Origin of the sequence: uncultured Sulfitobacter sp. (assembly GCF_947497275.1) — a bacterium.
Lineage (GTDB): Bacteria > Pseudomonadota > Alphaproteobacteria > Rhodobacterales > Rhodobacteraceae > Sulfitobacter.
This window is the reverse complement of record NZ_CANMFS010000004.1, coordinates 163,271-184,040: the sequence shown is the minus strand read 5'-3', so window position 1 is coordinate 184,040 and position 20,770 is coordinate 163,271. Positions and strand designations below refer to the sequence as shown.

Sequence of the window (20,770 nt, the reverse complement as noted above, 5' to 3'; positions counted from 1 at the left end):
CCCGTTGAACCCAGATAGGCTTTCCCATGTCCGGCGCCGCACCGCTGCTTAAAGATGTCTTTGGCTTTGACGGCTTTCGTCCCGGCCAGGAAGAAATTGTCGCAGCGGTGACCGCTGGCGAGAATGTGTTGGCGATCATGCCTACAGGGGGCGGTAAATCCCTGTGTTTCCAGTTACCTGCGTTGATGCGCGAGGGGGTTACGGTGGTGATTTCCCCACTCATCGCGTTGATGCGTGATCAGGTGCGCGCGCTGCAAGAGGCCGGCGTGGCGGCAGGCGCTTTGACATCCGGCAACACGCCTGAGGAAACCGACGCGGTGTGGGAGGCGTTGGATGCCGGGACGCTGAAACTTCTTTACATGGCACCTGAACGGCTCGCGGCGGGTTCGGTGATGGGCATGCTGCGCCGTGTGGGTGTGCGGCTGATTGCGGTGGACGAGGCGCATTGCGTCAGCCAGTGGGGCCATGATTTTCGCCCCGATTACCTGCGCATCGGCGAGCTGCGCCGCGCGCTGGACGTGCCGCTAGCGGCTTTTACCGCGACGGCGGATGCGGAAACTCAGGTCGAAATCGTGCAAAAGCTGTTCGACGGCACGCCACCGCGCGCCTTTTTACGCGGCTTTGACCGCCCCAATATCCACCTTTCTTTTGCGACCAAGAATTCACCGCGCAATCAAATCCTTAACTTTGCCGCCGCGCGCAGGGGGCAGTCGGGCATCGTGTATTGCGGCACCCGTGCCAAAACCGAAGGGATCGCGCGCGCACTGAACGACGCGGGCCAAACCGCGATCCACTATCATGGTGGGATGGAGGCCGAAGACCGTCGCATCGCGGAGCGTCGCTTTCAACAGGAAGATGGCCTGATCGTCGTGGCGACCGTCGCCTTCGGTATGGGCATCGACAAGCCCGACATCCGCTGGGTTGCCCACGCCGACCTGCCCAAAAGCATCGAGGCGTACTATCAGGAAATCGGCCGTGCGGGGCGGGATGGCGCACCTGCGGAAACGCTGACGCTTTATGGACCCGAAGACATTCGCCTGCGCCGCACCCAGATTGACGAGGGGCTCGCCCCGCCCGAACGCCGCGCCGCCGACCACGGGCGGCTCAATGCGTTGCTGGGGCTTGCCGAGGCGCTGGAGTGTCGCCGTCAGAACCTGCTTGGATACTTCGGCGAGAGCGAGATCAGCTGTGGCCGCTGCGACCTATGCGATACGCCCGTCGATACGTTCGACGGGACAACGGCGGTACGCAAAGCACTGTCGGCAATGCTGCGCACGGATGAATGGTTCGGCGCTGGCCATCTGATTGATATTCTGCTCGGCAACGAGACAGACAAGGTCAAACAACGCGGGCACCAGTCGCTGCCAACGTACGGCGTCGGGCAGGAGTATTCCAAAGGCGAATGGCAGGCGGTGTTCCGGCAGATGATGGGGCATGATCTGGTGCGGCCTGATCCGGAGCGTCACGGAGCCTTGCGGATGACGGATGCAGCACTGCCGATCCTGCGCGGCGCGGCGCAGATCACGTTGCGCCGTGACAGCATCAAGGCCGCCGCCAATCGTCGGCCGGCCATGAAATCAATGATCAACGAAGAGGACGCGCCGCTGTTGAGCGCCCTCAAGGCCAAGCGGCGCGGACTGGCGGAAAGCGCCAAGGTGCCTGCTTATATCATATTTACCGACCGTACCCTGATCGAGATGGCAGAGACGCGTCCCGCAGATCTGGATGCAATGGCCCGGATAAGCGGTATCGGCGCGAAAAAGCTCGAAAGCTACGGGCGCGCATTCCTCGAAGTGATCAACGGCGAGGCCGAAACGATGCATCCACAGCGGCGCAAGCTGGCCGGGCGCGATGCAGGGTCAGTCTACGACCGGCTTCTCGAAGTGCAGGCGGGCCTTGCGCGCGGTAGCATGGGTACGGACAAACCGCTCAGCTGCTCGGCATCCTTGCTGGCCAAGGTCGCGCAGATGCGCGATGCGGACGGTGCCGCGCTGGAAAGGATCCTTGGAGAGCGGCGTGCCGAACGTTTCGGGTCGGCGTTTCTGGACGTACTGCGGTCCGAGACCTAGATGCACCAGCGGCGTATGAAGAAGGATTTACCATGCTTGTAGTGATCTCACCGGCGAAACGGCTCGACTGGGCGGAACGCGATGTCGAAATGACGGCCCCCGATTTTCAGAGCGATGCCGCAAGGCTGGTCAAAACGGCGCGCAATCTCACGCTTGGGGACCTGAAATCGCTCATGTCGCTCAGTGACGATCTCGCCAAGCTGAACCGGGATCGCTTCAAGGCGTTCGAAGAAGAGCCGATGCCGGACCTGACGCGGCCTGCGGCACTCGCATTTGCTGGCGATACGTATCAGGGCCTCGAAGCAGCAACCCTGGATGAGGACGAGATGACTTATGCGCAGGAACATCTGCGCATTCTATCGGGCCTTTACGGGATACTGCGCCCGCTCGATGCGATCCAGGCCTACCGGTTGGAAATGGGGAGCCGTCTGAAAACACTGCGTGGAAAAAACCTCTACGAATATTGGGGTAACGAACTGTCTAGGGCGCTGAACGCGCAGGCAGACGTGACCGGCAGCGATACATTGGTGAACTGTGCCAGCCAGGAGTATTTCGGTGCAGTGGATCTGGACGCGCTCAAGCTGCGGGTGATCACGCCCCAGTTCATGGAAGACAAGGACGACGGCAAAGGCCCGCGCATCGTGAGCTTTTTCGCGAAGAAAGCGCGCGGCGCCATGGCGCGGTTCATCGTGCAGAAACGTATCGCCACGCGCGATGCCTTGCTTGATTTCGACAGCGGTGGCTATGCCTATGCGCCAGAACTGTCAAAGCCGGATGCGCCGGTATTCCTGCGTCCCTACCCAACGCCCTGAACCGGGACACCGGGACCGGTCGCCTCCTGATCCGGAGCGGTCTGAACCGGCAGGGTTCCTTCAGGTTGCGCTTCGAGAATATGGCTTTCGATGTCGCCCCGTCTGAGTGGTTTGGTCATATAGTGATCAAGACCTGCCTCCAGAATTGATTTGTCGTCGTCCGCCATCGCGTGCGCAGTCATCGCGATGATGGGAATGTGCACGCCGTTGCGTTCTTCGATCTTGCGGATCTGAACCGTCGCTTGTTTGCCGTCCAAACGGGGCATGGAGATATCCATGAAAACCAGATCTGGTTTGAACGCCTGATAAATTTCGACCGCTTCCTCCCCGTTTGCCGCGAACTGGAGGTCGATGTTAAGCGTCTTCACCATCTTGCGGAAAACCAGTTGATTTGTCCGGTTGTCTTCGGCCGCGAGAACGCGCATCTGCCGCAGCTGTACCGGGGGCGGATCCGATAATTCGATCTGACCGGCGGCGGATTGCAATGCCTTGATCAGCGTATGGCGCGGGACCGGTTTTTGCAGCATTGCCGAGAATTGTTCCGATCGCGGATCGTCCTTCATTCCGATGATATTGGAGCTAATCAAGACGATCGGAACCTTGCTTGCACGCCCGCGCAACGTCTCTGCCAGCACCAGCGCATCCAGCTGTGGCGGCTTGTGGTCCGTCAGGATCGCGTCCACCCGCGCGTCAAGAGCGTCCAGTGCAGCCGCATGATCCGGCACGCCGAAGGCTTCGATCCGAAGCTGCTCCAACTGGTGATCGAGGATGCTTCGGTTCGCTGAAATGGTGTCAACGATCATCACCCGGCGAAGCTGGGCGGGCATGTTCGGGTGGCCGATTTCGATCGCGCCGTTGCTTTTCAGGACGATCTTGAACTTAAAACACGATCCCTCGCCCTCGACCGAAGTGACCCAGATTTGGCCATTCATCAACTGGACGAGGCGTTTGGTGATGGCCAGTCCCAGGCCGGTCCCGTCGAATTGGCGGTTGCGTTCGTTCTCTACCTGATTGAACTCGCCAAAGATGTGATCGGTCATGTGGGCGGGGATGCCGATGCCTGTATCCTCGACAGCGATATGGGCGGTCACTGTCCCGAGTTTCGCATCGGTCACGCCTGTCACCCGGACCAGCACATGGCCCTTCGTGGTGAATTTAACCGCGTTGCCGATCAGATTGGTGAGCACCTGACGGATGCGCCCCGCATCGCCGAGCAGGTCGGTGGGCAGGAATAGATCGTAATCCAGCAACAGTTCCAGCCCCTTGTCGCGTGCCAGCGGTTGCAGCAACATGATGACTTCCTGACACGCACGTTCCAGATCGAAGGGATCGCTGTGCAGTTCCAGCCGGTCGGCCTCGATCTTGGAATAATCGAGTACATCGTTGATGATGACCAACAACGCCTCACCCGAATTTTTGATTGTCTGCGCATACAGCCGCTGCTCTTCGGTCAGTTCGGTGTCACCCAGAAGGTCCGCCATGCCGATCACCCCGTTCATCGGTGTACGGATTTCGTGGCTCATGTTGGCAAGGAACGCCGATTTTGCGCGGTTCGCCGCCTCGGCTTGTTTGCGGGCGGCATCCAGTTCGCGTTCGTAGTGCACGGTCGCCGTGATATCGAGCCCGAGCGAAACCATATCGCCACCCGGGCCGCGTTGATCGACGAGTTTGACGTAGCGACCGTTCCACAAACGGATAATGGCGGAAGGCGGATGGCGCTGTTGAAAGCGGCTCAGCATTTCCTGTCGCCACTCCGTCGGATTCGTCCCGTCCAGATCGACAATACCCTCGTCGGTCATTGCCTGCAGGATGGTCACATAGTTGACGCCCGGTTTGATCGCCTCCAGCCCCTCGAAGATTGCCATGTAGGCCTGATTGGCCATAATCAGGTGATTGTCAGAATCGAAGAACGCGAATCCGTCCTTGATCGTTTCAATCGAATGCCACAACCGTCGCTCGACCAAGGCGATCTTTTCCTGCGCGGCGCTGAGATCGGATTTGACCTTCTTGTTCTCGCCACGGATCGATTCGACCAGTGCCCGCGTATCCACAATCTCGTCGTTCAGTTGTCGCGCGTGACGCCCCAGCTTGCGATTGGCGGCAAAAAGCTCTGCTTTCTTGAGTTCCAGCATTCTTTCGGCGGCCAAGCGCCCGCGCCTTTCCTCGGTGAGTTTTTGCTGTAGGCTCATCGAACCCCCGTCTGTCGCGCTGGTAAACTTCCTTTCTGCGCGGACACGGTAAAGATGCTCTTAAGCGCGACACTCTTGCCGGATGAATGCCGCCTGTGCGACGCTGAAGGAGGTCTAAAGGAGAATCCGGTATGCGGTTTTCAGGTCTGGTTGTCAGCGCGGCATTTTGGATAGCGGCACTCTGCGTGCCCGCTCAAGCACAACAGGCGGTGCCGGAACACCGCTATGTCTACAGCGTCGATACCGATTTCTACGGTGCCGATCTGGGGCCGTTGTTCGACACCACGCGCGCCGCGTGCGCTCGGGCGTGCTCTGCGCAATCGGCCTGCGTTGCGTTTACATTCAACAATCGTTCCAAGGCCTGCTTCCCGAAATCCTCTGTTTCGGACGCGCAATTTTATCAAGATGCCCTGTCCGGGCGCAAGATCGCTACGACATCCGCTGCGCTTGATCTTGCCGGTGTGCGCGTCGGCGATCTGGCTTTTCTGTCGGAAAAGGACATTACCGCGTCTCATAGCCTGATCGACGACATCGCAATTCGGTACCCCGCCGGTACCGTAACGTTGCAGGACGCGACCGTTGCGATGGAAGACGCCATCAGACGTGGCGATACGCAGGGTGCCGCGCGCTGGACCGGAACAGCGGTTTCGCTTGCCGATACCGGCGAACTTTGGGCGCGGTTGGCCTGGCTCGGGACGCGCCCGCAAGGCGACACGCCGCGCACTCTTGCACAAGGGCTGCGCGCGGAGGCGGTTCCGGCGGCCATCAATGCCTATCTGCGTGCCCGAACGACAGAGACCCGTGTGACTGCACTGGACCTGCTGGCGCGTGCGCTTGACGCCAACGGGCGGGGTTATGAGATGATAGCACCCTTGCGTCTTGCGATGGAGCTGGCACCGCGCCAAGAGCTATCGGATGCGCTCGACAAGGCCATCGGCAAGTACGGCTTTCGCATCACCGATACGCGCGTCGACAACGACAGCGACAGGCCGCGCATCTGTGCGGAGTTCTCCGAGAAGCTGGTAAAGTCGGGGGTCGATTACGAGCCTTTCGTGCGTCTTGAGGACCCTGCGCTCGTCGTCGATGCATCGGACCAGCAGATCTGTATCGAAGGGGTGCGCCATGGGACGCGCTATACCGTAACCTTCCGCAAGGGGCTGCCGGCGGCCAGCGGTGAAACTCTGCACAAGGGCGTGACGCTGGGCCTGTATGTGCGGGATCGCACGCCATCGGTACGGTTCACCGGTCGCGCTTATGTACTGCCGCGCAGTGCTGAGGCGGCTCTTCCTGTCGAGACGGTCAATACCGACGAGATACAACTGACGTTGCGCCGAACCAGCGACCGCAACCTGCTAAGGGCCATGCAAGACAGTTATTTCGGCAAACCGCTGAACAAATACGAAGAGGACAGGTTCGCCGATACAATAGCTCAGGAAATCTGGAGCGGCACCGGAGACGTCGGCAACACGCTGAACGCGGCAATGACCACCCGTCTGCCGCTGGCGGACATCTTGAGGGATCAGGCACCGGGTATTTACACACTCAGCGCGTCGATCGAGGGTCAGGATCCCTATGACCATCCCGCGGCGACGCAATGGTTCATCCTAACCGATCTTGGCCTCTCCACGATTTCGGGCGTGGACGGCCTGCATGTAGCTGTGCGGGATCTTGGCGATGTGGCGGCACGGGAGGGTGTAACGCTTCAGTTGATCTCGCGCGCGAATGCAGTGCTTGGGGAAACCGTGACCGACGCCCAGGGCTTTGCCGACTTTCCTGCGGGGCTGACGCGCGGCGAGGGCCCGGGCGCGCCGGCCCTGTTGATGGCGCAGTCAGAGGATGGCGACGCCGCGTTCCTGTCGCTCAGCGATGCTGCCTTCGATTTGTCCGACCGTGGTGTCGAAGGCCACCCGCCCAGCCCGCCGATAGATACCTTCCTCACAACCGATCGCGGTGCCTACCGCGCGGGAGAGACCATTTTCGCCACCGTGCTGACCCGCGATTCCAAGGGTGCCGCCCTGGACGGGTTGCCGCTGGTCGCTATACTCAAACGGCCTGACGGCGTGGAATACAGCCGCACGCTGAGCCGCAATAGTGTGGCAGGCGGGCATGTCTTTGCCCTGCCGGTGGGGATGCAGGCACCGCGCGGCGCGTGGCGTCTGGATGTGATGGCGGATTCTGCCGAAGGACCACTTGCCTCGCAAACCGTGTTAGTCGAGGATTTTCTGCCGGACCGGATCGCGTTCGACATATCGTTACCTGACGCGCCGCTGCGCATTGGTGACACGCCGCCGCTGGCCGTCTCGGCGCAGTACCTGTTCGGCGCGCCGGGCGCGGGTCTATCCGTCGAGGGCGACGTGCGTCTGCGCATCACACAAACGCGCGAGGCCTATCCCGGCTATCGCTTTGGCAACCATGATGCACAGTTTTCCCCACGCACCACCTACCTTGCACCGGTTCAAACCAATGCGCAGGGCACGGCGATGCTACAAGTCGATCTGCCTGAGCTGGATGAAATACCCGGACAACCGCTCGATGCGGTGCTGAATGTGCGGGTGTCCGAAGGATCTGGTCGTCCGGTGGAGCGTCGGCTGGAAAAACAGATCGCCCCCGACGGCGCAATGATTGGCATTAAGCCCCTGTTCGATGACGTGTTGGCGCAAGGTGCAGAGGCGCAGTTCGACTTGATCGCGACCGCAGGCGAGATGCCGGTCGTTTGGACGATCAACAAGGTCGAAACACGCTATCAATGGTATCAGAGTTACGGCAACTGGAACTGGGAGCCGGTCACCCGCCGCATCCGCGTCGCGTCCGGAGACCTGACGTTGACGGACGCACCTACCGCGCTCGGGGTGCCCACGGACTGGGGACGCTACGAGTTGGTCGTCGCGCAGCGCGATATGCCCTATGCCAGCAGCTCGGTTGCCTTCTCCGCCGGTTGGTACGGCGGCGACGATGCGACCGCAACGCCTGACTTCCTTGCCGTTTCGCTTGACCGCGCAACCTATGATACCGGCGACACGGCACAGTTCCGCATCGACGCGCCCGATGAAGGGGTGGCACTTGTATCCGTAGTGTCGAACCGCGTTATCTCGCGACAGGCCGTCGCAGTGACAAAGGGTGAAAACACGGTCGCCATCCCGGTCACGGCGGACTGGGGCAGCAGCGCCTATGTGACCGCATCGGTGATCCGGCCGATGGACCTTGCCGAAGGGTTGAACCCTGCGCGCAGTCTCGGCCTTGCGCATGCGGCTGTCCGCCCTGCTGCAAAGCTGCTGGCCGTCACGCTGGATGCGCCGCAGGAAGTCGATGGACAACAGGGTGTTCTGGGCGTGCCGATCTCGGTCTCAGGCATTGCGACGGGTGAAACGGCATATGTCACGCTGGCGGCTGTGGACGTCGGCATCCTCAATCTGACGGCATTCGACGCGCCTGATCCTTCCGATCACTACTTTGGCCAAAGGCGGCTCGGTGTGGGGCTGCGTGACATGTACGGGCGCCTGATCGACGGGTTGAACGGTGCGATGGGAACTGTGCGTTCCGGTGGTGACGCGGCAGCGAACGCGCAGCTTCAGTCCCCGCCACCTACCGAAGCGTTGATGGCGTTCTTCAGCGGACCGGTCCGTGTCGGAGCCGACGGCCGCGCGGTGATTGACGTAGAACGGCCTGCTTTCAACGGCACGATCCGTCTCATGGCGGTCGTCTGGTCCGATAGTGGCGTAGGCAACGCCGTGCAGGACGTGCTGGCCCGTGACCCTGTCGTGATCGCGGCGAGTGCGCCGCGCCTGCTGGCCCCACAGGACGAAAGCAGGTTGTTGCTGGAGCTGGTGCACACTAGCGGACCGGCTGGTGATATGTCGCTGGAGGTATTCGCTGACGCGGGCATTGCGATGGGTGATGTTCCGGCGCGCGTCACGCTCCCGGAAGCGGGCGCCGTGCAGTTGCCGCTCGATATGCGCGCGCGTGAGATTGGCGATCACGAGGTTACACTGCGTCTGACAACACCCGATAACAAGGTCCTGCGACGCACCTTGACTGTGCCCGTACGACAGAACGATCCCGAAGTGGCGACCACCCGCCGCTTCAGCCTTGGGGCAGGGGAGACGTTTACCTTCGACACCGAAGCCCTTGCCGGTCTGCGCGCGGGTACCGCCAGCGCCACGCTGACGGCGGGACCGCTCGCGCGCTTCGATGTGCCGGGGCTGTTGCAACAGCTTGACCGATATCCCTATGGGTGTACCGAACAGGTGACGTCCGCTGCGCTGCCACTTTTGTATCTGGGGGACTTGGCTGTTGACGCGGGATTGGGCGCACCGTCGGACATCGCGCTAAAGGTTGAGGCGGGCATCGCCCGCGTGCTTGCCCGCCAGGCGTCAAACGGCGCCTTCGGAATGTGGCGGGCCGAGGGCGGGAATGTCTGGCTCGATGCTTACGTCACGGATTTTCTGTGGCGCGCGGATGCGCAGGGGTATGCCGTGTCCGGGCAGGCGCTCGCGCTTGCGATGGACAACCTGCGCAACCGGGTCAATTTTGCGCCGGATTTCGATAGCGGCGGCGAAGGCATCGCCTATGCACTGCTGGTGCTTGCGCGGGCGGGTGCCGCCCAGATGGGGGACCTTCGGTATTATGCCGATACCAAGGGAGACGCCTTTGCCACGCCAATGGCCGCCGCTCAGGTGGGAGCGGCACTAGCAGCCTACGGCGATCCAGCGCGTGCAGACCGGATGTTCGCGCGCGCGGCCTCGCTTTTGGTACGCGCGCCCGAACCCGATCGCTGGCGGGATGATTTCGGCAGTCATTTGCGAGATGCGGCTGCGGTGATGACGCTTGCGACCGAAGCAGGCAGCAGTGCGGTCGATTTCGGCGTGATCGGTACACATCTTTCGGCGTCGCAGCGTCGCCTGTCGACACAGGAAGCGGCGCAGGTGGTACTGGCTGCTGATGCGATGGAACAGGGAACGGCGAGCGGTACGATCCTTGTGGACGGTGTTCCCGCTGCGGGTGCCATGGTGCGACGGTTGAGCGACCGTGATCCTACAACCGTGCGCATCCAGAATGCCGGTGATACGACTACCGACCTCACGCTGACAACCTACGGCGTGCCAGAAGCCGCGCCTGTCGCCGGCGGCTATGGCTATGCGCTTTCCCGACGGCTTTTTACGATGGAAGGGGTCGAAGTATCAGGCGAACTCCCCTCCGGTACGCGGTTTGTCATGGTGCTCGAAGTGCAACCGTTCGAGAGCATCGGCGCGCGGTTAATGATTGATGATCCGCTGCCCGGCGGTCTTGAGATTGATAATCCGAACCTGCTGCAGTCGGGCGACGTCGCCGGTCTGGACTGGCTTGAACCCGTTGAAACCCGGAATACACAGTTTCTCGCCGACCGTTTTCTTGCGGCGGTCGATCACGAGGGCACCGACACGTTTCAGCTTGCCTATGTCGTCCGCGCGGTGACGCCGGGGCGCTATCATCATCCCGCCGCGCTGGTGACGGATATGTACCGCCCTGAATACCGGGCGAATACCGACGCGGGCCGGGTGACCGTAATCCCATGAACCGCGTTGCGGCGGCCCTCGCTTCCGGTGTCCTGCTGCTGGGCCTCGCCGCCCACGGGCGCGACCGGGTGGAGAGCTGGATAACCGCGACCCAACTGCCACCGCTGCTGACAACCCCCGCCGTAGAGGTGCGTGCGCGTGACGGCAGCCTGTTGCGGGCGCTCGCGGTCGAGGATGGCAGGATGCGGCTTGCGCTGCATCTCGATGAGACCGATCCGCAGTTCATCGAGATGCTGATCGCCTACGAAGACAAGCGATTCTATTCGCACGATGGCGTCGACAAACGGGCTCTTGTGCGGGCGGTTGCACAAGCGGCGCGGCATGGCAAAATCGTCTCTGGCGGCTCGACCCTGACCATGCAGGTGGCGCGTTTACTTGAAAACTCCGGCACCGGTAGCGTGCGGGGGAAACTGCGTCAGATCCGTCTTGCATTGGCGCTCGAACGCAGGATGAGCAAGGATCAGATCCTGACGCTTTATCTGCTCCACGCGCCCTACGGGGGCCGTATCGAGGGCGTGCGCGCTGCATCGCACGTGTGGTTTGGAAAGGAGCCGCGTCGTTTGACGCGCGCTGAATCCGCTTTGTTGGTTGCCCTGCCGCAAGCGCCGGAAAGCCGGCGACCCGACAGGCATCCCGGTGCCGCCCGCGCGGCCCGTGACCGGGTGCTCGCGCGGCTTGGTTATTCGCGCGAACCGAAACAGGCGGACGTACCACACCGGATGCAGCCCTTTGCACAAAGCGCGCCACATCTGGCGGCATATCTCCACGCCGCCGATCCTGTTGCCCTGCGCCACGACACGCGGATCGATCCACGTCTGCAACAGCAAATGGAGGCGCTCGCCCGCCGTGCCGTGACGGGGCAAGCGGTTGGCGTCTCCGCCGCGATCATGGTTGCGGACCACACAAACGGCGACGTCCTCGCATATGTCGGCTCGCCTGCATATTCCGCGCGGGATGGTGCGCTGGGGTTTGTCGATATGACCCGTGCGCTGCGTTCGCCGGGTTCAACGCTGAAACCACTGATTTACGGGCTGGCCTTTGATCGGGGGCTGGTGCACCCAGATACGCTGATCAACGATGCGCCGGTCGCCTTCGGGCGATATGCGCCGCAGAATTTCGACGGTGTGTTCCGGGGGATGTTGACGGTGCGTGACGCGCTGACGCTTTCGCTGAATATCCCGCCCGTCGTTCTGACGCATGAGCTTGGGCCAGCACACTTGATGGCCGGGCTGAAGCGGGCCGGGACGGATCCTGTCATCCCATCCGGCGCACCGGGGCTTGCAGTGGCGCTGGGCGGTGTCGGGTTGAGCCTGCAGGATCTGATGCAGCTCTATGCAGGTATCGCGCGCGGCGGGCAAGCGCGTCCGCTGACGATAACCGCGGCAGACAGTGCATCCGGCGGCGCGCGCATCATGTCGGATGTCGCGGCATGGCAGGTCACGCATATTCTGTCGAACATCACCCCGCCTAAAGGCTCCGCGGCGCGCGCGGGAGAGATCGCGTACAAGACGGGTACATCCTACGGTCATCGGGACGCTTGGGCCATCGGTTTTGACGGGCGCCACGTCGTCGGCATCTGGCTTGGGCGTCCCGACGGGACGCCGGTGCCCGGTGCCTTCGGCGGCGATCTCGCGGCCCCGATCCTGTTCGAAGCCTTCGGCCGGATTGGCCCGAAACCTGTGCCGCTGCGCTCTCCGCCTCCCGATACCTTGATTGCGGGAACCGCCCGGTTGCCGCAGCACCTGCGGGTGTTTCGCAGCCGGACCGCCGCCTTCGCGCCCGATCCTCAGAGACCGCAGGTGCGCTTTCCGCCGGACGGTGCCGTGCTGCGGTCCAGCGAGGATGGTGTACCGCTCAAGTTCGAAGCGGGGACGTTGCCGCTGACGGTACTCATCAATGGCGCGCCGGTCATGACAACGCTGCGTCGGCGCGAGGCGGTGGTGCACCCTGAAACCAAAGGGTTTGCGCGGATTGCTGTCATAGACGCGAAGGGGCGCAGCGACTCTGTACTGATCCGGCTGGACTAATCCGTGTCGAAGGGGCATCCCGGCTGCATAACGCTTGTTTTTGCCATCGCACCCCTGTTGCTCGTCATTGCCGTCGGCTACGGCATCGCGCGCGGTGGGATCATTCCGCCCGCCAGTTGGGCAGGTATCGAAACGCTTTCATTTCGAGTGCTTATTCCCGCCACGCTGGCTTTGGCGATTGCCCGGTCCGATCTCTCGATTGCGCGCTACGGTGATTTTGGCGTCGCTCTCGTGATTACACTTGTGCTGTTATTTGCGGTTGCGATGATGTTGCGGCTGCTGCCGCACACGGTGCTCGACAACCCCAGCTTTACCTCACTGTTCCAGACCGGCGCGCGGTGGAACGCCTTTGTGGCCCTCGCTGCGGCTGAACAGTTCCTCTCCGGTGGGATTGCATTGCTTGCCGTCGCAATCGCCGTGTTGATCCCGCTGATCAATGTGATCTGTATACTGGTGTTGGCCTCCTTCGGTCCTGCGAGGCCCAGTCTCGGAAAGGTGATTGGAACGCTTGTGCGCAATCCGCTGATACAGGCCTGTGTCGCTGGGTTGATCATCAACGTCAGCGGCGTTTCCTTGCCGCCGGCAATCGTGGCCACACTGGACATGATCGGACGCGCGGCGCTGGGAGTCGGTCTGATGGCCGTGGGTGCTGGCATCAGTCTGAGACGCCTTGTGCGCGTCGATTGGCGCGTCGTGCCGGGAATTGCCATGCGCCCCTTCGCGTCGACAGGCCTGTTCGTCGCGGTGGGTAGCGCCATGCAGCTTGAGCCTGTGCAGATCTTCGCGGGCGTTCTGGTGTTTGCAGCGCCAGCGGCCTCCAATGGGTACATTGTCGCCAAACAGATGGGCAGCGATGCGAATCTCTATGCGGACGTGATGACGTGGCAGGTGGCGCTGTCGCTGATCGTGTTACCGTTTTGGGCCAGCATTTTGCTTTAGAGGCGCAGGACCATTCCGTGCTTTTCCGCGTCTGAGAACCCCAGCTTTTCGTAGAAGCCGCGCGCGCCTCGCGCGGAACCTGTAAGTAGCATGACCTTGTACGCACCAGCGGCCCGCGCGTGATCTGTGACTGCCGTCAAAACAGCGCGGCCCGCGCCCACCCCGCGGTACGCCGGATCCGTCACGACGTTTTCAACCAATCCGTAGGGCCTGCCGCCGGATGTCATGTTCGGCAACAGATGCAGCGTGATCATCGAGATGATCCGTCCTTTTTGCTCGAAACCGAAGACCGTTGTGCCAGTATGCGCCAAGACCGTGCGGAAAGCCTCGAAACTGGTGCTGACGGGGACGGGGTCGCGGGTAAGATGCCGGTAGAGCACGAGCGCATCATCGAAATCGGTCGGGAGCAGGGCGCGAACGGACATCGGGTTCAGCGCCGCCCTTCACGCAGCCACGCGGCGGTGATCAATCCGGCGCTCAGCAAAAGCACCAGCCAGCCGGGCAGAATAGGCGTCTGGCGTACATCGCGCGTTTCGTAAGCGTTGCGGGGGGTAAATCCGATCCAGCCGCGACCTGCCGCAGGTCTGCCGGCACGCACATTGCGGATGCGCGGCAATCCCTCATCGATGCGTGCTACACCCCCGCGCAGGGCTGCGACCACGGGTTCGAGCACCTCGCCGCTCGCAATCGTCTCGACGAACTCACGCGGCGCGGCGGGGCCGAGGCCGATCACGCTTATCTGGTCGCCGTTCTCAAGCCGATAAAGCCCGATCTCCGGCCCGGTGAACACAGCCTCGAATTTGCCGGGCCCTGCAGGCGACAGTGGCATTTCCGTTTTGGCGCCATCTGGGCCAGTGATGACCAACGGAGCAACCTCGTCCGACAGGGTGCGCCGTTCGATCCGCATTGTCCGGCCTTCGGCAGTGGCCGTCAGAGCCTCTTCTTCAAGTTCGGGTTCGCCCATCATCCAATGCGCCAATCGGCGCAGCAATTCGAGTTGCGGCCCACCCCCCTCGTAACCGCGATTCCACAGCCATGCATGATCCGACGCCAGCAGCGACACGCGCCCTTCCTCGACCCGGTCGAGCACCAGAAGCGGTCTGCCATCCACGCCTGTCATCACGATATCGCCCGACGCGGCGTCAACGTCGATCTGGCGCAGCCAACGACCCCAATCGCCGTTTTGCGGCAGTTGCGAAGTTACCGGATGACGTTGACCCAAATCCGAAACCAGCGGTAAATAGGGCTGTTCGATCACGCGCGCGGACGGCGCGGCAGGAAGTACAGCCCCGAGAGGCGTCCGGTAAAGGCTATCGGCACCGGCAAAATCAGGCCCGGCAGCGACAAGAACCGCCCCACCGCCCCGGACATAGTTCGCGACATTTTCAAGATAGAGAGAAGGCAGGATGCCCCGCCGCTTGTAGCGGTCGAAGATGATCAGATCGAAATCGTCGATCTTCTCCATAAATAGCTCGCGGGTTGGGAACGCGATAAGCGACAATTCCGACACGGGAACTCCGTCCTGCTTTTCGGGCGGTCGCAGGATGGTGAAGTGCACCAGATCCACCGAACTGTCGGATTTCAATAAGTTGCGCCAGGTGCGCCCGCCGGCGTGCGGCTCGCCGCTGACCAGCAGGACACGCAGGCGGTCGCGTACCCCGTTCATCTGAATGATCGCGGCGTTGTTGCGGTCCGTCAGCTCCCCTTCGGCTTCGGGAAGCGAAAAGCGGATCACGTTGCGGCCACCGTGCGGCAGTGTCACCGGCAGTTCGAGGTCTTCTCCGATCGGTACGCGAAAGCGTTGCGGTTCTTCACCGTCGATGGAGATATCCAACTCGGCCAGCGTTGCGCCGGCGGGTGCGGCGCCGAAATCATCGATGCGCAGGGTCAGAACCACAGGCTCTCCAATGATCGCAAAGGCTGGCGCATTGCGCACCGACAAACGGCGGTCCCAATCTGACTCGTGCCCGCTCAGCAAAACGTGCATCGGCGCGGGCAGATCGACGGGCAAATCGGCATCGTGGACACGCCCGTCGGTCAGCGCGACAATGCCCGCAACCCGCGCGCGGGGTTCTTCGGCCAGGGCCTCAGTCACGGCGGTCATCAACTGCGTTCCGGCATCGCCCGCTCCGTCCGGAACGGTGATGCGGCGTAGTTCGGTGTTGGGCCGGGCCGCAATCTGTGCGGCGAACCGGTCTGCCGCCTGCGTCGTCTGCGTGGGCCGGTCAGAAAGCTTCTGGCTGGCGCTGGTGTCTTCCAGCAACAGGACGATGTCGGTCAATGGTGCGCGGTCCTCGACCTGAACGGACGGACCGCCGAGTGCTGCCAGCACGACCGCACCGGCCAGCCCGCGCAACGCCCACCCCTTGAGGCCCCGCATCACCGCGAGAAGAACGCCAAGCGCGGCAATCACGGCAACCACGACGAGAAGCGGCCAGGGAATGAGAGGGTCGAAGACGATTGTAGATGTCATTGGCCGAGCCTGTCCAGAAGCGCAGGCACATGCACCTGATCCGATTTGTAGTTTCCGGTGAGCACATGCATGATCAGATTGACACCGAACCGGTACGCGATCTCGCGTTGGCGTTCACCGCTGTAGCCGCGGCCGATGGGAAGCATCGGCCCGCCGCCCGAGTTGACAGCCCAGGCCGCCGCCCAGTCGTTGCCGCCGATGACAACCGGCGTCACACCGTCGTTAAGGTTGCGGAACGGCATTCCCTCGATCTGTTCGGCAGCGGGGTCCGATGCCTCGACCCAGACATCGCGCGATGTATGTCGCCCGGGAAAATCCTGTAGCAGATAGAAAGTGCGCGTCAGGACATGATCAGCCGGTACCGGCTCAAGCGCCGGAATATCCAGAGGGGCGGCAAGCTGTTGCAGCTTTCGGCCATTCGGGCTCGATGCGCCAAATCCGGCGACATCCGCGTCGCGCGTATCGAACAGGATCAAGCCACCCGACCGCAGGTAGTCGTTCAGCTTGACATAGGCCTCGGCGGAGGGCGTGGGCTGGTCCGGTGTCACAGGCCAGTAGAGCATCGGAAAAAAGGCGAGTTCGTCGGTTTCGAGGTTGACGCTGACGGGGTTCGAAGGCTCCACCGACGTGCGGAAGAACAACGTGTCGCTCAGGCCGGTCAAACCCGCCTTGGCGATCTCATCGACTTGTGCGTTCCCCGTTATGACATGCGCCAGAACAAGCTCGGACGTCGCAAGAAGCGCAAACTCCTCTTCCGCCGTTTGGGCGTCTGCGCGGTGTCCAGAGAGCAACAGGGCCGTCAGGGCAATGCAGGCGGCGGCATTGCTGCGCCCGAGCAGGCGGCCGGAAAGCGAAAGCGATACGACGACATCCGCCAGCAGCAACAGGATCGAAAGGCTGAGTAGCCAGCCCGCGATGGGCTGTTCAGGTGCGACGGCAAGCCCGCGCACAGGCACATCCGCTGGCCAGTTGATCGAAGCAAGCGTAGCGTCCGCTTTCAGTACATTGCGCGCGAGGCGGCGGTCACCCGATGCGTACAGGCCAGGCGGCAACGCGGGGCCAGTCGGCTGGCTGACCAAAACAGCGCCGTCCACACCGGGCAGGGTCCCCGCGTCGGACAACGTTCCGAACCCGTCGAGCACCTTTAGCGGGTTCCATACCGTCCCCTCTAGCGCCACCGCTTCAGTAGTTGCCGCCGATGACGAGACGGCAAGGCGTTCCAGCATTTCGACGAACAGACCTGAAAGCGGCAGCGTCGACCATTCGGCGGTTGCGGTCACATGAAAAAGCACGATCTGGCCTTGGCCAACGTTCTTGCGGGTCACAAGCGGGGTGCCATCGCTCAGCGATGCTATGACACGCTCTGCCAGAGTTGGATCGGGTTGTGCGACCACTTGGGCACTGACCGTTACATCATCGGGAACGGAGAGCCCGTAAAAGGGCGATCCATTCGAAAAAGGTGACAGGGATTTCGGCTCGCCCCAGCTCATCGCGCCACCAACGCTGCGGCCACCGGCGCGCAGGCGGACGGGCATCAGCGGGTCCTCGTCGATGCGGCTGATATCGCTGGCGGCGATGCGCGGCCCGGCAAAGCGGACCAACATACCGCCGCCCTCGATCCATTCGGTCAACGGCGCCGCTTCGGCCTCTGCCAGGGTCGCGACATCGGCCAACACGATCACATCTGGGTTGGCGGGCAATACATCCGTCAGCGCGCCGTCGATCAGATCGGCAGTCGGGGCAAGCGCCTGTTCGATGTAATGAAGCGGTGACAGCAGCTCCAATCCCTCGCGGTTCTCGCGCGCGGAAATCAGAGCGACCTCGCGGCGGCGCAGACCATCATCGGTCAGCGTAGTGGTCCCGGCAGAGCGTTGGCCTGCGACGTCGAACCGGGTGATCCGCGCACGCAACTCGGACGGAAGCACAAGCGACACGTCGGCCTGCGTCGCGCCATCCTCGAATGTCGCTGGCACAGCGGCGAGGATGCGCGCGTTTCCGGCCGGATCGCGCCCCTGCGCCTGCACCACGATCTCTCGGGTGGGGCCGGGTGCGGCGCGCAGTATCCGCAGGTTGACCGCGCCGTCTTCGTAAGTGGCCGGCAGGATCGCGATCACGTTGATCGCAGTTTGATAGGCCTCGACGCTGCCGCGCGCCCGCAACGCGTCCAGCATGGTGTCACGGCCATCGTATTCAAGCGTATCGCTGAACCACAGCGTATCGAACGGACCGACGTCTGCCAGCGCAGCTGTGGCATCTGCGATCATTTCTGTATCGGGCTGCCAGGGCGCGGGGCGCAATCCGGCAAGGCGTGTCTGCCAGACGTTGGCGGATTGAAACACCGGTGTTTCGGGCTGCGTCAGGGTAAGAAAACCGACCGGGCGGCCCTGCCGCCCTGCGCGGATCAGCTGGGCTTCGATGGCCTCTTGTTGCTGCGCCCAGCGTGTTGCGCCCGCCCATGTGCCATCAAGGACAAACAACAAGGGTCCATCGCCTTCGGCTTGTTCGGCCTCGGGATTGAGCACCGGACCGGCAAGGCCCAGTATGATTGCCGCCACCGCCAGTATCCGCAGCAGCAAGAGCCACCAAGGCGTGCGGTCCGATACCGTCTCTTCGTCCTTGAGGCCGAGCAAGAGAGCAACACCGGGGAACCGTCGCTTGATCGGGGCAGGCGGCACCGCACGCAGCAAAAGCCACAGGATCGGCAAAGCGGCAAGCGCCAGCAGCAGCCAAGGCGCGGTGAAACCGATGCCACCAAGGACCATCATGCCGCCACTCCCGCGCGCGCGTCGAGCGCGCCATAGAGCCACAAAAGCCCCGCCTGCGCGCTGGCATCGGTGTGATGCACGCCGTAGCGCCAGCCGGTCAGCGCACAGAGCCGCGCCAGCTCGTCCTTGCGCTCCGCCAACCGCTCAAGATAGCGGTCGCGCAGATCGTTCGCCTTCAGCGTCTCATGGCTGAGCGTTCCACCCATGCTCTGAAAAACCGTGCGGCCGCTGAAGGGAAACGCTTCTTCTGACGGATCGAGAACATGGCACAGTACCCCGCGCACCCCGCGATCCGCCGCTTTGGTCAGCGCGAGACGCACACCGTCGATATTGCCCATGAAGTCGGACATAAACACGGCGCGGGCATGGGGGATCATCGCGCGGTGTTCCGGCGGCGCATAGTCTGCCGCATCGTCACGGCAGAACATTTCCGCTAGTGCCATGATCTGTGGTCGCCCGGCACGCGGCGGCAGCGCGGTCCCGGTGAGTCCCACACGCTCACCCCCCCGATTGAGCAGGATCGCCAATGCCAGAGCCAGGGTTCGTGCGCGGTCGATCTTGTTCGGCACCGCATCGGTCGAGGCAAACCGCATCGACGCGCCCTGATCCACCCATAGCATCACGGATTGTGCAATTTGCCACTCGCGTTCGCGCACGAATTCTGTATCGCCCATCGCGGAGCGCCGGTGGTCGATGGCGCGGCGGCTGTCGCCCATCTGTGCGGGACGGTATTGCCAGAAATCATCGCCCGTGCCGGACCGTCTGCGCCCGTGGGCACCCAACAGAACGGCGCCCGCTAGGTGTTCGGCGCGGGCCAGCAACGCAGGCAGACGTGCGGCTTCCTCTTCTGACGTGGCGCGAAGGGCAATCGGATCGGTCACGCGACGGCGGCCCGTGTACCCGCAAGGCCCGCGGCGGTTTCGTCGATCAGGTCCTGCAAGCTGTCGCCACGCGCGCGCGCCGCAAAGTTAAGTGCCATCCGGTGCGTCAGAACCGGGCGTGCCATGTCGATGACATCCTCGGCGGACGGCGCAAGACGTCCCTGCAACAAGGCGCGGGCGCGCACGGTCAACATCAGCGCCTGTGCCGCGCGGGGGCCGGGACCCCAGGCAACGGTTTCTTTCACCCTTGCGCTCACGCCGTCTTCTTCGGGGCGGAAGGCACGGACCAGATCGAGGATCATTTCAACGACCGACTCGCCCACGGGCATCCGACGCAGCAGGCGCTGCGCGTCCAACAGCTCTTTGGAGGTGAACACGCCGACCGCTTCGTCTTCGGTTTCACCGGTGGTCGCGATCAGGATATCGCGCTCGGTGTCGCGGTCGGGGTAGGCGACGTCGATCTGCACCAGAAAGCGGTCAAGCTGAGCCTCGGGCAGCGGATAGGTGCCCTCCTGTTCGATTGGGTTTTGCGTGGCGAGAACGTGAAACGGCACGCCCAGCGCGCGGTTCTGTCCGGCGACTGTCACGGTCTTTTCCTGCATCGCCTGCAACAATGCGGATTGCGTGCGCGGGGAGGCGCGGTTGATTTCATCTGCCATCAAAAGCTGACAAAAGATCGGTCCCTCGACAAAGCGGAAATTGCGGCTGCCATCCGCCGCGGTATCGAGCACTTCTGAGCCGAGAATATCGGCTGGCATCAAATCCGGTGTGAACTGGACACGCTTGCCATCCAGCCCCATCACGGTACTCAGAGTTTCCACCAGACGTGTCTTTCCCAGACCCGGCAGACCGATCAACAGGCCGTGTCCGCCGCATAGCAGTGCGGTCAGCGTCAGCTCCACCACGCGCTCTTGTCCGATGAACCGCGAGGTAATGGACTCGCGGGCCTGACCCAGCTTTTCACCCAAGGCTTCGATCTGTGCGACCATATCTTCTGTCGCTGCTGCATCGGCTTGGGTCATGACTTTTCCACTCTTTGAGTTATATCTACTATGAGTAAGTG

At 62.6% G+C, this 20,770-nt stretch carries 11 protein-coding genes; 5 read left to right on the top strand and 6 right to left on the bottom strand.

Annotated features, from left to right (window positions below; translation table 11 throughout):
- The first annotated feature begins 26 nt into the window (after positions 1-26).
- Both recQ and yaaA read left to right on the top strand, forming a co-directional pair.
- Positions 27-2,069 carry a DNA helicase RecQ gene (recQ, locus tag Q1A06_RS10210; RefSeq protein WP_299562576.1) on the top strand — a complete coding sequence of 681 codons (2,043 nt, stop codon included), beginning with the start codon at positions 27-29 and terminating at the stop codon, positions 2,067-2,069.
- 32 nt (positions 2,070-2,101) lie between these two features.
- Positions 2,102-2,881 (top strand): peroxide stress protein YaaA, encoded by a 780-nt coding sequence (gene yaaA, locus Q1A06_RS10205; protein WP_299562572.1) that lies wholly within the window; start codon positions 2,102-2,104, stop codon positions 2,879-2,881.
- On the opposite strand, the gene Q1A06_RS10200 is transcribed toward yaaA, so the two are convergent.
- Entirely contained in the window at positions 2,866-5,028 is a 2,163-nt protein-coding gene (locus tag Q1A06_RS10200; RefSeq protein ID WP_366523515.1) for a response regulator, read from the bottom strand. The two genes, yaaA and Q1A06_RS10200, sit on opposite strands and share 16 nt — an antisense overlap.
- A gap of 173 nt (positions 5,029-5,201) precedes the next feature.
- Here Q1A06_RS10200 and Q1A06_RS10195 point away from each other — a divergent pair, with 173 nt between their 5' ends.
- From Q1A06_RS10195 to Q1A06_RS10185, 3 genes are read left to right on the top strand one after another with little or no spacing between them, the layout of a single operon-like run.
- Positions 5,202-10,622: an alpha-2-macroglobulin family protein gene (locus Q1A06_RS10195; RefSeq protein WP_299562566.1), complete on the top strand. Its 5,421-nt coding sequence runs from the start codon at positions 5,202-5,204 to the stop codon at positions 10,620-10,622.
- Positions 10,619-12,649, top strand: a complete 2,031-nt coding sequence (pbpC, locus tag Q1A06_RS10190) for a penicillin-binding protein 1C (RefSeq protein WP_299562563.1) — start codon at positions 10,619-10,621, stop codon at positions 12,647-12,649. Before Q1A06_RS10195 ends, pbpC begins: the two co-directional genes overlap by 4 nt.
- Positions 12,650-12,652: 3 nt before the next feature.
- Complete coding sequence (locus tag Q1A06_RS10185; RefSeq protein ID WP_299562560.1) at positions 12,653-13,588, top strand: AEC family transporter; 936 nt, start codon at positions 12,653-12,655, stop codon at positions 13,586-13,588.
- Here Q1A06_RS10185 and Q1A06_RS10180 read toward each other — a convergent pair.
- Genes Q1A06_RS10180 through Q1A06_RS10160 form a run of 5 tightly spaced genes read right to left on the bottom strand, consistent with a single transcriptional unit; the run spans position 13,585 to position 20,729 of the window.
- Entirely contained in the window at positions 13,585-14,013 is a 429-nt protein-coding gene (locus Q1A06_RS10180; protein WP_299562557.1) for a GNAT family N-acetyltransferase, read from the bottom strand. The two genes, Q1A06_RS10185 and Q1A06_RS10180, sit on opposite strands and share 4 nt — an antisense overlap.
- Before the next feature lie 5 nt (positions 14,014-14,018).
- Positions 14,019-16,061, bottom strand: coding sequence for a hypothetical protein (locus Q1A06_RS10175; protein WP_299562554.1), 2,043 nt, complete (start codon positions 16,059-16,061; stop codon positions 14,019-14,021).
- Complete coding sequence (locus tag Q1A06_RS10170; protein ID WP_299562551.1) at positions 16,058-18,826, bottom strand: DUF4159 domain-containing protein; 2,769 nt, start codon at positions 18,824-18,826, stop codon at positions 16,058-16,060. The genes Q1A06_RS10175 and Q1A06_RS10170 overlap by 4 nt, the downstream gene beginning before the upstream one ends.
- On the bottom strand, positions 18,823-19,707 hold the full coding sequence (locus Q1A06_RS10165) for a DUF58 domain-containing protein (protein ID WP_299562548.1): 885 nt from the start codon (positions 19,705-19,707) through the stop codon (positions 18,823-18,825). The genes Q1A06_RS10170 and Q1A06_RS10165 overlap by 4 nt, the downstream gene beginning before the upstream one ends.
- The gene (locus Q1A06_RS10160; protein ID WP_299562545.1) at positions 19,704-20,729 is read right to left on the bottom strand and encodes a MoxR family ATPase; all 1,026 of its coding nucleotides are present in this window, start codon (positions 20,727-20,729) and stop codon (positions 19,704-19,706) included. The genes Q1A06_RS10165 and Q1A06_RS10160 overlap by 4 nt, the downstream gene beginning before the upstream one ends.
- Between the last annotated feature and the right edge of the window lie 41 nt (positions 20,730-20,770).